Source organism: Enterobacter sp. 01-M-03-SI-ECC, from assembly GCF_047530215.1.
Classification (GTDB): domain Bacteria; phylum Pseudomonadota; class Gammaproteobacteria; order Enterobacterales; family Enterobacteriaceae; genus Enterobacter; species Enterobacter chengduensis.
The window spans coordinates 1-13,650 of the sequence record NZ_JBLKDA010000041.1; the positions used below are offsets into that span (position 1 = coordinate 1).

Genomic DNA, 13,650 nt, shown 5'->3' on the forward strand with positions numbered 1-13,650 from the left:
GCAGCACCTGGCACGGCTGGGACGGAAGTCGCTGTCGTTCTCAAAATCGGTGGAGCTGCATGACAAAGTCATCGGGCATTATCTGAACATAAAACACTATCAATAAGTTGGAGTCATTACCCGATTTCACAACCTTTTTCGTTGTTTCCACCCTGTTCATAACCAGGTACATGAGTGCTAAAATGACTGTAAATAAAACCAGTGTATCCCGGTGAGCAGGATGAAGAATCAATCAGTGATCAGACAGTTTTCGGAAAGCGAATTGCATCAGCAGCTGGAAACGTTCGGCAACCATGATAAACAGCTTTCACGCTTGATCCGTTACTTTTCCCATCTGAGATACAACACAGCTAAAACCTATCTGCACTGGCTACGAGTATGGAACGAATGGTATCAGGCGAATGCCCGGTTGCATACAGACTGGCCAGTAAGTTCGCTCCCCGTGTCTGAGGAAGCTCTGCTGGCGTTTATGGGGCATCTTGAAGGCAAATTGTCACGAAGCAGCATAAACAGCTGTCTTCAGGCCTTAAACAGTATCCATAAAAAAGGGCTTAACCTGCCCGGGATTATTACGTCTGAAGCATGGTACATGCTGGAAGCCTTAAAACAATCGGAAGCCCGGAAGCGAAAGACGACTAAACAGGCAACTCCCTTTCTTATTGGCGATCTCAAGGCTCTGATAAAGTTACGCAGTACTACAAACTCAGTTCGTAAGCTTCGTGACCTGTGCCTGATCTGGACAGGCTTTGAAACACTGCTCCGTTCATCCGAAATTCGCCGTATACGTCTGAAAGATCTGTCTCTGGATAGTATGACCGGTGAATTTAACCTGACGGTATACCGTACAAAAACGAACATCAGTACACTTCTTACCTACCGGCTGACACGTCAGTTAACTAACTGCCTCTTGAGATTGATGAACCTTGTGAAAATGGATCAGCACAGTCATCCGGATGAATACCTTTTCCAGGCCGTAAATTTCCATGATACAGGCTATATGCCACCCGGCTGGAAGCTTCGGAGTAAAGGGAATGAGCTATCTGAGCTTCTTAAACGGCATAACCTGCCCTACCGTGCTAAACAAAGTCTTCTGAACGATGAAGATGAGGAAGACACTGTGGACGATGCCGGTATGCTCAGCAAAAATTCCCTTTTACGGGCATTTAAAGAAATGTGGAATGAGCTTTATCCAAATGAGACTAAAACCCGTTACTGGACAGGGCACAGCGTTCGTGTAGGCGGTGCGATACAGCTGGATATTGAAGGTTACTCGCTACCACAGATTATGGAAATGGGGAACTGGTCGAATGAAGAAATGGTTATGCGCTACATTCGCAATATTGAAGCTGGTAAAAAAGCCATGATCAAGCTTATGCGAAATGCCTTTGATGAATAGCGCCCTCACGGGCGCATAACTTTATTTTTTCTTGAACGGGTTAAGTCTGGTGAGATTAGAGAGTGCCCCTCCCGGAGGCAAAATTCCCGTCCTTTTATATTTGTACACGCCATTTAATTTCATTGTCTGGATTCCAAGATTAATAAGCGTGACAAGTTTAAGGGTATACAGGAGTGTAAATTGGGGAGCAACCTGAATAAAAACTAATAACAAGCCTGCACACATTACACGTAGCCATGCCGCGTACTCCATGCTCAGCGGACGCTTGAAATAGAATCTTTCGAGCAAATCAACTGTCTTATTACTGATCCACGCCGCCGCCACTGAGAGTAACAACACGATGCACACCATAATGCCCAGTTCCATTTTCACTCCCTTCTCTTTTAGTCTGTTTAAGTTGAGGCTTAGCCACAGTAGTTTTGTTTTTTGCTTTTTTCTTAGGTTTGGTATGGTGAAACAGAAAACAATCCACCATTACCCAACCATTTTTATATCGAGCCACCAGCATCTTCTGGCTGGGGTAATGAGCATGAAACAGCATTTTCACGTCCATGGTGCCCATCAACGACTGTTTGCGCTTTAGCTCATCCTCAGCCATCTGAAATTCTTGTAAGAATTCTGAAGACAGACGCTGACGCAGAATTCTTATGGCACTGGAGTTTTCATCATTCTTTGCCAGGTGCCCGAAGCGTACAAGTGCCTTGTGGGTTATCTGGATGGGTCCCAGATGAGAGCTGAGCTGTTCGTACTGCCAGAAGTAGGTCAAATCCACCTTAACCCAGCTGATGCTGTCCAGCAGAGCCTCGTTCATGATGGTTCCGGACATAGGTACCATTGTCAGCCTGGCCAGACGCATATGTATGTAGTCCGTAAGCAACCTCAGCGACTCAGGAACGTTTTTATTGAGTAGGAGATGCTGAAGCACCGGGGTTGCGGTCTGCCAACACAGATTGCGCCCGTCAGGCAGGAAAGCAAACTTTTGATCGTCAGGCGCAGAGTTCGAAGCGTTTTCCTTACGAAGCAAAAAATAATGGCCGCACAGCAGCTCTGCTCTTACCTGGTCCTCGTCAGGGTCATGTCGGGCTTTACTTAGATCAACGGTTAGCACAACGCGGTTAATCGCATCAGCGTGATATTTTTTTACCCAGACGCAGACACGATAGAGACGCTCATCGATTTTCTGGCTGGCTGTGGAAATCCATTGCATTGTTGTTCCTTAATTTTCGGGGCTGACAATGAAAATGCCCAGCTCAGCCCCCGGCACGAGTTCTGTATATTTCAGGCTCAGCTTCCGTTGGTTGGACGGACCCTGGCTGTTTTCAGGAGCCCAGTCAGAGAGCGTTTTTAATTGAGGTATGTTGCCTGCTGCGAAAATGGGCAAGGATGCTTTTACTACTGAATAATCAGTCTCAGCATATTTATTCCCGTTTCGTTCCTGCCCTTCAGGCCTAAATGCAAAAATGTGAGCAATCGGAACAGGGAAAGAGTTAGTTCGACAAAGGCGATAAGATTCGCCCTGCTTCAGTGGGTGAAATTCAAGACGGTGTAAAGCCTTATCGATATTAGACACGACATTCAAATTGGTAGTTGCTACATTTTTTACTTCTGAGGCTCTCCTGCGCTCCAACAAACTCACAAGTTGCTCTGCTGTTTTAACTTCCTGGTTTCGGTTTAGCCGCCATGAAAAAGTAACTTTTTTAAGCTGGGACTTGATGAAAAGGATATTTCTTGTTGAGTGCATAGCGACAAGGCCCGGGAGCTTCTTGTGCACTTTATCAAAACGGACATTCTTTTTATTATCGATACGCCTCATTGCCGCAGCAAAATCATTTTTTGCTTCGTTTATAGAAGTGATCAAGCTTTCGAGAAGATCTGCTCTTTCGGGGACAATGATTAGACCCGGGTATTTAGTGGTTACTTTGGTGGAATCATGACTTAATGACTCTATGTCATCCACACAGATGTCAGTAAGTGCCTGAATAATTTCCTCAACCGAAGCATCGTCTTTAATACTAACCCTGATGGGTTTAACCTGCTTCAAGCGCTCTTCTGTTCTAGATACGGTGGAGACAGTCATCAGGTTTGCCATCATCGGGGGGGTGTTCGAAAGAAAACACTTGAGCGAGTCGATGCGTTCCAGAATCTGGTCACGAAAATAGGGCAAATCGTCATAACTCATACGTTTCTCCAGGCTCATGTTATTTCCAATCAATTTTGCTGCCCAGGCTGACCTTGCAGAACATAAATGTCATGTAAACCTCTAAAGAAGTCATTTTGAAACAGCTTTCACAGCATGCGATTTATGTTCGATAGGGCTCATGAACAAAGGATGATAATGGAGACGCCATGGATAGTGGATAGTCTTACCCACCTGGGTGATCCGATTGAGGCGAAAACGACCATTTATACAGTCAACTGACCAAAGCCCGGGAGAAACTAACCTCTTCCAGCGGTAAAAAGAGAAACCTGCAACACAGAGGTCATGCTCCAGGAAATGTTGAGTTTCGACGACGCGAACTTTTATCAAAAACCCCAGCATTGGCGAAAACCAGATCAACAACCATGTTGGCGGCAGGATGACTTTGTTCAGGAGATGATCTGTCATAAGCAAGGCAGATAACATCAGAAAACTGATAGTCAACCACAGGGCCATCCAACCGGCCCATACGCGGCTCTGACAGGGTTTCCATTCGAGAAGAAAAAGTTTTTTATGCATTCTGCCCCGCCTAATTTTAATGTATTGCCGAAGTATGCTGCATCATGATGGTGGTGCGGGGAAAGATTTCAAACTTCCACAATTCTGAAGCCGTGTTCCAACCATGAAAGATCCCGTCTCCACAGCGAGTGTTAAAAGCAAGAATTTCATCCCTGACCTGGTAAGCGAGCACTTCTGGCATATCAATAAACTCAGGTAAGGAAAGAAGAATTCCATGGATAACTTCTCCGGTTAACTTACTCATAACCTCTTCCTCAGACAGGGCAGCGTCCGGGAACAAACACAACGGAAGTGAAAAACAACATAGGTCAAGACCAATAGCAGCCCTTCCTGCGTCGTAGCCTTCTTCATTAACGACAAAACGAAAGAATTTTTCTGTCTCACCCCGTAATGATGACGGTCCTTCAGACGGAACTTCAATACCACTGAAGACTTTATCGGTCCAGTTGGTAAAAGGACTGGTGAAAACCCAACAAATTAAGGATAACGCCAGCTCTTCCTTAAACATACGTTCAGTGCCGGTAGTTCTGGAAAGTTGCTTTTGAGTACTCATGTTTTACCTGTTGCATGAAATTATTGATGTTATATAAACACAACCGGCATTTTATCTAATAGGTTTGAAAACACTAAAAATCGCAAATGCTGGTACCTTTCTGTTTTAAGAGATTTTCAAGGTAAAGTGAGGCTAGATCAATTGGCTGGTTCTCTTCAAGACAGGCTCGCACAAGATCTTCAATAGAGACCGAATCAACCCCCCTTCCCTGTAAAATTTCTTTAGCAGATGCCAGCGTTTTATGAACGCTTCGACTTAGTTGTAATCTGACTTGTGTGCGGGTATCAAAAAGACAATCTTCTGTGACACTTTGTGAAACGGTTCTACTCATTGAAAAATCACTCCATTTCTGGGATCGAATGAAAATTAACAGCTATAGATGTATCAGGTTTCCCATTTTCTACGATACTCAACCACGTACGCGCTGAGATTTGTTGTTCACAGACGAGTATGTAACCTGTTCCCTGTTGATGATGTAGCTCAAGAGCTTTTAGGATAGGCTCTGAATGAGGTCCGAGAGCATCACGCGTGTGAATAAGCGTTTGCTCTGGCAATACGTTGCTAAGCATAGACAGCAGAACATTACGCTCATCCTCATTATCCGACAAAACAAGAATTATACGAAAACCCGTTTTTATACGAAATCTGATTTCTGAAACTAACTTTCTTAATCTTAATTTATATATGACCAGGCGGAATCGAGTCATCAGTAAAGAGACCACTGTGAAGATAACGATTACTGCGCCATATTTTGACCTGTAGAACCACCAGTTAAGGCCTCCAGCAACTATCAGGATTAACATTAAAATTAAACTCCCATAGAAAAAAAGTGCTGGGTAGCGAGTTGTCTTTCCTTCAATTAGTGCTGAGGCAAATATCAAAATGGATATTCCGTAAATTACCCAGTCAAAAATACTTTCTCCAATCATTCTTTAGTGAACATCCTTAAAAGTGGAAATGTAGGTTTATGGGTTTATGCATTTTCCTGATGGCCTTGACAACCAAGGATTTCACAGAAATTGTCACAGTGTGAAGCTGTAACAAAGCGCTCTCCACGTTCGAATCGCTCAACCAAATCCTTTCTTACTTCACTTCCAGGTTTCTGGAAGATGTACTCAAGCTGGAGATCCTCGGCCGTTGAAAGTAGTCGTTCTATGCTGAAATCAACATGGTAAAAGCAAAACTGATTATCAACCGGGGGAAAGTTGCTTTTGGTACTGTTCTCGTTTTTGGATTTTAGTTCATTCATGAGCTCTCCTTGGTTGAGAACAGTATACAAATCTCTTTAGGGATTTTTTTTCGTTAATAGCACTTTTTTGAGTTTAAAGAGTATGTTCATACCAGAGCATTAGAGGCTACGAAAAGGATAATGGAATTAGAAAGATAGATTTTAAGTGGTGATGTAAGGTGGGATAGGTAGAAGAGGAGTAGACGCTTGTAAGCGAGGCAAAAAAAAGGCACGGAAACCGTGCCATAAGAGTATGTGAGAAAAAATCAAAATCAGGGAAAGAATCAAGCAGCTTGTGAAACTGAATCTCCAACTGCAAGATTTAAATTTCTTAGGTTATCGAAAACTTCAGATACTAAGTCATTACGGTCGTGGATTTTAATCCGCCCACCGGTTAACTCTGAAACATAAACGGTATGGCAGAGGTCAGTAACCACTTCGCCGTATTCATCAACGACTTCCAAAGATGCAATCATCGGAATATAAGAAGCCGCAGCATAGCTCTCATAAATACTTATTATGGAGTCATTGTTGCGTCGAGAAATTACCCTACCAGAAGGTAAAGCCTCATCTTCCATATAGCAATCAGATAGGTCCTCACAGAAGTCATTTTCTTTAAGTGAAATATTAAGGGTCAATTCACTGTTGATAGAGCGTGAATAAGAATATTCACTCAGTTTATAGCAAGCCAAACTTATATCACTAAAAGTTTCATAAGCTTTATAGAGGCTCGATGTTATAGACTCAGATACAAATGTTATTAGTCCAATAAAATGAGTATCCCAGAACTGTTGCAAAGCAAAACGGGCAATCATAACCTGACCATCAACCTGCATCAGTCTGTTATATTCATCCCGGTCATAACCTTTCGACTGAGAAACATCATTAGACATGCTAAGAACTTCACTACAAACATCATCATATTCAAAACGGCTAGTTGCAAAGTGTTTTCCTGAAATCTCAAGGTACTGACCAGAGACTGCGTCAAACACCTCAAGAAAGTAACAGAGTCGAGATTTTAAAGATTCTCTGTTTAAAGCTTCTATTTCATTCTCAGAGATACTATCGACATATAAATCAACAGCATTCTTGAGTTCAATAGCTTTGATATTACAGGTAAAAGAAAGCTCGTCACTTTGACAATGGCAAACACTTAATACTATATCCGCCTCATCAAAATCTATGCCAAGATAGCTCAGAACTGCTCGGACATAGTTTTTATCATCAGATGAATGTGTCATATACACTACCTCAAATTTGAGAGGAAGTGCCCCAGAAGGGAAGCGACTTCCCCACTGGGTTAGATAAAAGTTTGGTTAAGCTAAAAGAAGATGCCAGCGACAGATTTTACATTGTCATAGACAAGTGTCTTCAGCCAACCAAAGTTACTTTTTTGGACTGAAGCAAAAGGATCATTGAGACGCGTTACGAAAATCGTCAAAAGCTTCAGTTATTAGTAATGTGCGATCAGTTACTCTGTATCGGTCATTACTTTCGAGAGATACGTAAGTTGAATGCGAAGAATCACAGACAACACGCCCTCTTTTATTGATCAATCTTACTTCCATCATCACCGGCACATTGATAATTGAAGCAACATCGGTATAGAGGGATATGAGGGCATCATTGTCACAATATAACGCCCCGTTCCCATCAAATGTATCGTTAAACTTAATATATATATCTGGCATATTTGCCGGATAATCATCAGTATTGAAATCAATGCATAACTATAAGTCATCATTAATACGGCGATTAATCTTATGCTGCCCAACACGTACAAAGCCATGTTCAACAGCTTTGATAATCCTTAAAGTTTCATTAAGACAATCTGTAATTCTTTTCTCGACAAATGAGATAAAGTCACCAAAGTCGGAATGAAAAAACTGTTTAAGTGCAAATTTCGCAACTAACACTTTCCCATCCACCTTCATTTTATCGAGATAAAGATTTCTTATAGCATCAGTAGAAGAATTAGCTTTAGATAACTCTTCACAGTCATTAATAATCATTGAAACAATATCAATAACTTTAACTGGGCTTAAAGTATTACTATATCCGCGAATATCAAACGTAAAAAATCCGAAATTCTTAAATACTCCAAGAAAATAAATTATTTTTTGTTTCAAAAGAATAGAATCGGAGTAAGATGCGTTGTGCTTTATTAGTTCAGATATGTAGAGATCCAACATACAATTTAAATTATCGATATCTACATCGTAATCAAAGGTTACTTTGTCGAACGAAGTATCAGATAATTGAACGGTTATATCGTCAGCGGGAACATTAAGGCCTAAATTTTGATAAAGAAAGGCACTAACAAATTCCACGTGGTCAGATTCTTTAAACATTTACACTACCTCATGACTAAAAAGGAAGTGCTTCCCACCGGGAAGCAAGTTCCCGGATGGGTTAGATTAATTATAAAAGAGTTCTTCAGAAGGTACATGCATTTCTGGTTTGAACTGTTTTAAGGAGTTGTTTATAGCTTTTCGATATAACCCTGAAGAGTGTGGCTTAAACATTTGATATTCCGTAACGAGCAGAGGAGACGTAAAGCATCCTAAGTTCACTAGTGAAATATTTGATGTTTCTTCACAAACATCTAATTCAGCGTATATCCGCCTCTTCATTACCCTGCCTGCTAAATAGCGACGAACATGATTTATAAACTTGTCCGCATCTGATATAGAATTAACTATATAATCAGATGTGACTATCTGATTAGATACAGTTTCAGGTATAGCTTCGGCTATTATTTTTACGTTCATTTCATAATCAACACTATGGAAGCAAGCAAGAATTTGTGGCTTCGCGCTTTCTAAAATCTTTTCAAGAACAGAAAAAATCAGAGAGAACTCGTTTAAAATTCGCTTTTGTATAAGTCCATGTAGATGTTTTATGAAAGGAGAACCGTGTTCAACAAGGCCTAGTATAAGATCCTTAGAGGCCAAATCTGAGCGGTAATAAACGTATTCTAGATTATCCCGGTTAAATCCTTTGATAAGCAAATCAGGCTTCTCTGAGACCAGTCGTAAATGAGTTGAAGCTATAGAAACTTCAAAACGAAAGTTCGCGAGATTTACAGGGCCTGCTTTTAATGTAGCCGCTTCGGAAAAATAAATGAAAAGAGGATGCAAATCATCGTTACCACAGTAAAGATGGTCTGCGCCCTTAAGATATTTCACCAAATGAGGTAGAAAAGATATTACTGGAATATCAGCCACAAATCGAATATGCCGAAATGGTTTTGAATCCAAATATATATTTTCCACTACAGCGCCAACAAAACCCATTTTAACAAGAATAGATTCAACTAACTTTTGTATCGCATTCATTTAAATACCCTCTTAATAGAGGGATTTCTCCCAAAGGGAGAAATCCCTATGGGAGAAAATAATTTTAATTAATAATTGTAGCGAAGCGCATGTTCTTTTTCACTAAGATGGTTTTCATATTCCGACTTACCAGAACTTAAACACTCTTTGAAAAAGACCTTTGAAAAATTCTTCAAGTCACTTCGGTTGTTAATTTCTTTGTCAGACATCAACTTAGCTGAGTGTGAGGTATCCACAGGCCCCAACCACCATTCATATTTAATATAAACACAATTGGTTTTTGTATGTCCATTTAGAAATCGTTTTGCATTTCTAAGTATTTTTCTACAACCGTTAAGGTCTGAAAGTAAGATATCTGGAGCAATGAGCTCTTCCAGAATATGACCAGGTAAGCCTTTCCTAAAAAGCTCAACATCGTAACTACAATACCAGTCACGATAATTAAAAGCTTTAATAAGTCTTTCAGGTGTATCCAAAGATATCTTATTCAGGATTTTTAATGCAAAGCATACAGCATCTTTTAACAACTCGTGCACCTCAACATTGATAAATGAGAAAAACGAGCTTAATTCTTTCTCTAAGGAATTATACAACTTACCGTAAATATCCTGAGAAAAAAGATACTGCAATCTTTCTTTATTATAAGTGCAATTCGAAATTGAATAGACTTCTCCTCTTTCGATTTTGCACCCTTCCCTTAAAACTATAGGAAACCTCAAATGGTTAACAATGAAAGAATGATTCTTTCTTTGCTTCAAAGCATCTAATTGAAATTTCGTAATTTCCTCCAGATTTGCATCTTCAAAACCTGGAAAGGGAATATCACAGAAACAAGAACTATATGCTTTTGCTGATTCATACATAAACTCCAGTGAAACATCAGCATCAAAAGACATACCAGAGAACATGCCCTGCCCATTGTCTAAAAATGTAATGTTTTTAACCTGTATTTTTTTATGTTGAACAACCAAAAAGGCATTAATGATTTTTTCGATAATTTTCATGTGATCCTCTCTCAATAAAAAAGGGATCACTCCCATATGGGGTGTGATCCCCACATGGGTATAATTTAATTAAAAATCTGTAAGACCTAAATCTTTATTTCTACCACAAACTGTAGAAGATATAAGACGTTTTACTCGCTTTCGAGCACTTCGGCCTGACGTATCTTTCAAGTACATCGGTAATGACAATGATGAGATTTGATTACTTCGCTTATGATGGCAGACTATATAGCCCTGCCTCCACCCCGAACGCACAAACTCACGGATGCGGTTAATATATGCCGAAGCTTGAGATTTTGTACTTATCGATTCAGAACACTTTAAGTTCTGTTCGATAGAGTAAAGCTCAGCCGCCATTAATTTCACCTCATACAGGTCATCCCCATAACTTATAGTTTTCAACAGCTCTTCCTTTTCCCGAATGAAAAATACTTGCTGCATTCCAAGGATCAGGTCATAGGCCTCTCGAAAGAGGTCGATAAGCTTATTACGAACATAAATCATAAACTCCTCAAAGTGCTGAAGCCAGAAATAAGCCGCATTACTTATTTGTGAATTGTGAGAACAAACAAGCCCTTTAGCAAGCTCGACCTCTTCCTCCCGAAAAGTAAAGTTACTTTTCTTAAACCGACTTTGTTCAAAAATGCTTTGATGCATTTCTATCCATACAGAAACAAAACCGAGGGATTCAAATTCTTCGTTTAACAAATGTAAACTTTCGAAGATTTTCTGAATTTCGATCCCGATGTCATATGACAGTGGACATTCTTTTATAGAATAAACATAACCGGGTAGGAAGTGAGATAAATGCTCAGTTCGCAAATATAAACTGAATTTAAGTTCTGTCAGTGGTTGTTTCAAAGATAATTTAGATGATTCGCTTATATTTACTGGTTCAACACCATTTCTAATCAAAATAGCTTTTACCAGGTCCGTAGCTAACTTCATACAGCCTCCAGTCGTTATTGAGGCCTCCCTGATGCAGGTTGGCCATCAGGGAAAATATGTAAATCAATTAGCAACCAATCAGACCGTTGCCATTACATTGTCAATGTATCTGACAAGGGATGGGCGGTCGTCCTGTAAGGCAAAACGGCGAAGGTCATCAAGATTATACGCAGGAAGATAATCAGCGTAACCTCGAATACGAAGGTCCTCAACCACAACTTTTATATACTCAAATCGTCCAAGATTTCCTTTTAATGGGGGTTTTCCTGGACTAGACAGCATATCGTCTGCTTGCTCCCATGTGATTTCTTTAGCTTCACCACTATGTAGATCAAGATGGACATATATGAATGACTTATAATCTCCACGGCAACGAAGATAATATTTCGGATAGAAATATTTGTCACAACGCAACAAACACGTTCCTGAAGGACGAACTACGTACAACAGGTTTCTGTCATTTTCTAATATGCCATGTTTCAAAATCGTTATATCTATCTCATTATCATGCAGCAAATAGCATGACGATGGTTCATTGACGATGCGCGATTTTATAACAGCAGCAAATTTATTAAAAACTTCGTTAGTTTGAAAATTCATTAAAATGCTCTCCGATGTAAAACGACGAGCATCACCATAACGGTAATACTCCCGTTATGGGTTTTAATAGTTTATGGAATAACCATGTCATACAACCGACCATAGCCAGTAGTACCGCACATTTATTTAACTGAGCAAGCATCTCAGCCGTGAAAAGACCTTAAAGGCAGGTAATTATCACGAAGGAAAGCGGTTATCTTATCAATACAATTTAAAAAATAATATTGATAAGATAACCCCCCCCGCAAAATGCGGGGGAGTTATCGTTGTTACAGCTGATTAAGACATTCAGGAGCCCAGTGAATCGGGAATCCATCCTGCCCTGTTAACTGGAGAACATCGTTCCAGTCGATACCCTTTTTCCCATCAGGAATATCTTGTGCTGGTTCGAAGACTTCAATTGTCAGCTTTGATGCGGGATATCGTTTAGCCAAAAACTCAACCATGCGGCTTTGAAGTCGCTGAGCAGCTTCGATACCGGCACGAGTGCCTTGTGAGTTAGCAATATCCTTATCCGCCCAGATATAAAAGTTTATATATTTTACATCCGGCGGAGGCAGTAAAAAATCAGGAACAGTAACGTTTTCAAGGCACCATGCGGAGCTGGCTGCCCAGCATGGTGTTGAAGTCGCTTCTACAACAGAAAGCGCATTCTCGATCCCTTCAGCCACTCCCAGTGTCCAGGTCGAACTACCTGAATCATAGTGAGGGTCAAACAACTGAATTGAGCCACCTGTCATATCGGCAGGAGGCTTCATCATCAGCTTTGGATTTTCTACAGGTGCCTTATCACCGTTTTTGTCTACGTATGTTCTATGGATAGTCAGAGGCCGACCTCGGGTGTCACGATAGATTGCAATCATTCCCGGATAGATAATCGATTTCTGCTTATCTTTATCCCAATAGTAGATCCGGTTATTAAAGCCTAAATCCTTTGGTAAGTGACTCAGTAAGCGGGAGATCCCACGATTACGGAGGTACAAAGCAACAGGAGTATTAGGCTTTATTTCACCGGTATAGTGATACATCACATCAAGTTTTCGCATTCGCTTTGCCACTTCCTCTCGGTCAAGAGTTTCTGTGGCACGAACTGCTGATTTATAGCGTCGTTCATTTTCAATGTCGGCGTCAGTTAACGGAGCATGCAGATCCATCCCGAAAAAATCTGAGAGAATCTTTTTGCAAGTCTGCGTTTTACTTAATTCATAATATTTCGCCAGAACATCAATTCCGTCGCAAAACTCATTTACCGGAAAGTCATTATGGATCGCACATCCGGTATAAAGGTCTTTTTGCCGGAAACGAAACTTCGATTTCCCTGCGCCAGTAAACGGGCAAGGAACCTGGCTCGGGGCTTTTGCACAAGCGTCTTTGAAAGCAGGTATTCTTTCGAATATATACTTCCAGCCAGACACTTCAGCAATTCGAGCATGAACGAGTTTAATAAAGTGTTCAGATACTTCCTGTGGTTTACGACGAAGAGCCGGGGATGCATAAGTCATGATGATCTCTCTTATCTGGCATTGTGAGTTTCTCAATGCCTTCTGCGGTGCAGAAGACAGGGAGAAACCCACAACGCAGAATTTAAGAAAGAGGGCCCGGGGGCCCTCAACATTTATGCTTCAGTCGTGAAGCCATTATTCTCAAGACGCTGTATGTAGTTATCTACAAGTAACGCAGCCTGCTGGCTATTACCCTCCGCTATAGTGACTTCGCGGAAGATTCTTTCCTGAGGGCTATCATTGCTTATAACTTCACCAACACGTCCGAAAATACGGACTTTATGCATCGCACCGACTTTTTCATGTTCTACACGGTAAGTTTTTATCTGAGTCATATTTTGCTCCTTATTCCTTCATGGAGCAAA

At 40.8% G+C, this 13,650-nt stretch carries 18 protein-coding genes; 2 read left to right on the forward strand and 16 right to left on the reverse strand.

The features are described 5' to 3' along the window. Nucleotides 1-106 (forward strand): IS1 family transposase (locus ACMWKK_RS23300; RefSeq protein WP_000300949.1); only part of this gene is annotated, 106 nt, incomplete at its 5' end. Nucleotides 107-220: 114 nt separating this feature from the next. Beyond that, nucleotides 221-1,396, forward strand: a complete 1,176-nt coding sequence (locus tag ACMWKK_RS23305) for a tyrosine-type recombinase/integrase (RefSeq protein WP_000795949.1) — start codon at nucleotides 221-223, stop codon at nucleotides 1,394-1,396. 21 nt (nucleotides 1,397-1,417) lie between these two features. On the opposite strand, the gene ACMWKK_RS23310 is transcribed toward ACMWKK_RS23305, so the two are convergent. The 16 genes from ACMWKK_RS23310 to ACMWKK_RS23385 all read right to left on the reverse strand — a co-directional run bounded on the left by ACMWKK_RS23310 (nucleotide 1,418) and on the right by ACMWKK_RS23385 (nucleotide 13,620). Next, a complete protein-coding gene (locus tag ACMWKK_RS23310) occupies nucleotides 1,418-1,762 on the reverse strand; it encodes a hypothetical protein (protein ID WP_001805195.1) in 345 nt (114 codons plus the stop codon). Then, nucleotides 1,698-2,603 (reverse strand): hypothetical protein, encoded by a 906-nt coding sequence (locus ACMWKK_RS23315; RefSeq protein WP_001198595.1) that lies wholly within the window; start codon nucleotides 2,601-2,603, stop codon nucleotides 1,698-1,700. The genes ACMWKK_RS23310 and ACMWKK_RS23315 overlap by 65 nt, the downstream gene beginning before the upstream one ends. A 9-nt stretch (nucleotides 2,604-2,612) precedes the next feature. Continuing rightward, the gene (locus ACMWKK_RS23320; RefSeq protein WP_000119428.1) at nucleotides 2,613-3,575 is read right to left on the reverse strand and encodes a DNA replication terminus site-binding protein; all 963 of its coding nucleotides are present in this window, start codon (nucleotides 3,573-3,575) and stop codon (nucleotides 2,613-2,615) included. A gap of 90 nt (nucleotides 3,576-3,665) precedes the next feature. Continuing rightward, nucleotides 3,666-4,112: a hypothetical protein gene (locus ACMWKK_RS23325; protein WP_000549069.1), complete on the reverse strand. Its 447-nt coding sequence runs from the start codon at nucleotides 4,110-4,112 to the stop codon at nucleotides 3,666-3,668. A gap of 16 nt (nucleotides 4,113-4,128) precedes the next feature. Beyond that, nucleotides 4,129-4,665 (reverse strand): hypothetical protein, encoded by a 537-nt coding sequence (locus ACMWKK_RS23330; RefSeq protein WP_000107167.1) that lies wholly within the window; start codon nucleotides 4,663-4,665, stop codon nucleotides 4,129-4,131. Between the two features lie 73 nt (nucleotides 4,666-4,738). Then, nucleotides 4,739-4,996 carry a hypothetical protein gene (locus ACMWKK_RS23335; protein ID WP_001371933.1) on the reverse strand — a complete coding sequence of 86 codons (258 nt, stop codon included), beginning with the start codon at nucleotides 4,994-4,996 and terminating at the stop codon, nucleotides 4,739-4,741. A 7-nt stretch (nucleotides 4,997-5,003) separates the two neighbouring features. Beyond that, on the reverse strand, nucleotides 5,004-5,594 hold the full coding sequence (locus ACMWKK_RS23340; protein WP_000578891.1) for a hypothetical protein: 591 nt from the start codon (nucleotides 5,592-5,594) through the stop codon (nucleotides 5,004-5,006). Nucleotides 5,595-5,638: 44 nt separating this feature from the next. Next, nucleotides 5,639-5,914, reverse strand: a complete 276-nt coding sequence (locus ACMWKK_RS23345; protein ID WP_001004201.1) for a hypothetical protein — start codon at nucleotides 5,912-5,914, stop codon at nucleotides 5,639-5,641. Nucleotides 5,915-6,177: 263 nt separating this feature from the next. Continuing rightward, complete coding sequence (locus ACMWKK_RS23350; RefSeq protein ID WP_000149830.1) at nucleotides 6,178-7,134, reverse strand: hypothetical protein; 957 nt, start codon at nucleotides 7,132-7,134, stop codon at nucleotides 6,178-6,180. 489 nt (nucleotides 7,135-7,623) lie between these two features. Next, nucleotides 7,624-8,244, reverse strand: a complete 621-nt coding sequence (locus ACMWKK_RS23355) for a hypothetical protein (RefSeq protein ID WP_031942301.1) — start codon at nucleotides 8,242-8,244, stop codon at nucleotides 7,624-7,626. A gap of 66 nt (nucleotides 8,245-8,310) precedes the next feature. Further along, nucleotides 8,311-9,231 carry a hypothetical protein gene (locus tag ACMWKK_RS23360; protein ID WP_031942300.1) on the reverse strand — a complete coding sequence of 307 codons (921 nt, stop codon included), beginning with the start codon at nucleotides 9,229-9,231 and terminating at the stop codon, nucleotides 8,311-8,313. Between the two features lie 68 nt (nucleotides 9,232-9,299). Then, entirely contained in the window at nucleotides 9,300-10,235 is a 936-nt protein-coding gene (locus ACMWKK_RS23365; protein ID WP_000691119.1) for a hypothetical protein, read from the reverse strand. A gap of 69 nt (nucleotides 10,236-10,304) precedes the next feature. Continuing rightward, nucleotides 10,305-11,183: a hypothetical protein gene (locus tag ACMWKK_RS23370; protein ID WP_000762003.1), complete on the reverse strand. Its 879-nt coding sequence runs from the start codon at nucleotides 11,181-11,183 to the stop codon at nucleotides 10,305-10,307. A gap of 78 nt (nucleotides 11,184-11,261) precedes the next feature. Beyond that, a complete protein-coding gene (locus tag ACMWKK_RS23375) occupies nucleotides 11,262-11,783 on the reverse strand; it encodes a hypothetical protein (protein ID WP_001011130.1) in 522 nt (173 codons plus the stop codon). Between the two features lie 269 nt (nucleotides 11,784-12,052). Next, nucleotides 12,053-13,285, reverse strand: a complete 1,233-nt coding sequence (locus ACMWKK_RS23380) for a toprim domain-containing protein (protein WP_000220379.1) — start codon at nucleotides 13,283-13,285, stop codon at nucleotides 12,053-12,055. Nucleotides 13,286-13,398: 113 nt separating this feature from the next. Beyond that, a complete protein-coding gene (locus ACMWKK_RS23385) occupies nucleotides 13,399-13,620 on the reverse strand; it encodes a hypothetical protein (protein ID WP_000192120.1) in 222 nt (73 codons plus the stop codon). Nucleotides 13,621-13,650: the final 30 nt, after the last annotated feature.

What these genes read in the sequence shown, in the direction of transcription:
- ACMWKK_RS23305 (WP_000795949.1), top strand. Translation starts at nt 221, where the DNA reads ATGAAGAATCAATCAGTGATCAGACAGTTTTCGGAAAGCGAATTGCAT.
- ACMWKK_RS23310 (WP_001805195.1), bottom strand. Translation starts at nt 1,762, where the DNA reads ATGGAACTGGGCATTATGGTGTGCATCGTGTTGTTACTCTCAGTGGCG.
- ACMWKK_RS23315 (WP_001198595.1), bottom strand. Translation starts at nt 2,603, where the DNA reads ATGCAATGGATTTCCACAGCCAGCCAGAAAATCGATGAGCGTCTCTAT.
- ACMWKK_RS23320 (WP_000119428.1), bottom strand. Translation starts at nt 3,575, where the DNA reads ATGAGTTATGACGATTTGCCCTATTTTCGTGACCAGATTCTGGAACGC.
- ACMWKK_RS23325 (WP_000549069.1), bottom strand. Translation starts at nt 4,112, where the DNA reads ATGCATAAAAAACTTTTTCTTCTCGAATGGAAACCCTGTCAGAGCCGC.
- ACMWKK_RS23330 (WP_000107167.1), bottom strand. Translation starts at nt 4,665, where the DNA reads ATGAGTACTCAAAAGCAACTTTCCAGAACTACCGGCACTGAACGTATG.
- ACMWKK_RS23335 (WP_001371933.1), bottom strand. Translation starts at nt 4,996, where the DNA reads ATGAGTAGAACCGTTTCACAAAGTGTCACAGAAGATTGTCTTTTTGAT.
- ACMWKK_RS23340 (WP_000578891.1), bottom strand. Translation starts at nt 5,594, where the DNA reads ATGATTGGAGAAAGTATTTTTGACTGGGTAATTTACGGAATATCCATT.
- ACMWKK_RS23345 (WP_001004201.1), bottom strand. Translation starts at nt 5,914, where the DNA reads ATGAATGAACTAAAATCCAAAAACGAGAACAGTACCAAAAGCAACTTT.
- ACMWKK_RS23350 (WP_000149830.1), bottom strand. Translation starts at nt 7,134, where the DNA reads ATGACACATTCATCTGATGATAAAAACTATGTCCGAGCAGTTCTGAGC.
- ACMWKK_RS23355 (WP_031942301.1), bottom strand. Translation starts at nt 8,244, where the DNA reads ATGTTTAAAGAATCTGACCACGTGGAATTTGTTAGTGCCTTTCTTTAT.
- ACMWKK_RS23360 (WP_031942300.1), bottom strand. Translation starts at nt 9,231, where the DNA reads ATGAATGCGATACAAAAGTTAGTTGAATCTATTCTTGTTAAAATGGGT.
- ACMWKK_RS23365 (WP_000691119.1), bottom strand. Translation starts at nt 10,235, where the DNA reads ATGAAAATTATCGAAAAAATCATTAATGCCTTTTTGGTTGTTCAACAT.
- ACMWKK_RS23370 (WP_000762003.1), bottom strand. Translation starts at nt 11,183, where the DNA reads ATGAAGTTAGCTACGGACCTGGTAAAAGCTATTTTGATTAGAAATGGT.
- ACMWKK_RS23375 (WP_001011130.1), bottom strand. Translation starts at nt 11,783, where the DNA reads ATGAATTTTCAAACTAACGAAGTTTTTAATAAATTTGCTGCTGTTATA.
- ACMWKK_RS23380 (WP_000220379.1), bottom strand. Translation starts at nt 13,285, where the DNA reads ATGACTTATGCATCCCCGGCTCTTCGTCGTAAACCACAGGAAGTATCT.
- ACMWKK_RS23385 (WP_000192120.1), bottom strand. Translation starts at nt 13,620, where the DNA reads ATGACTCAGATAAAAACTTACCGTGTAGAACATGAAAAAGTCGGTGCG.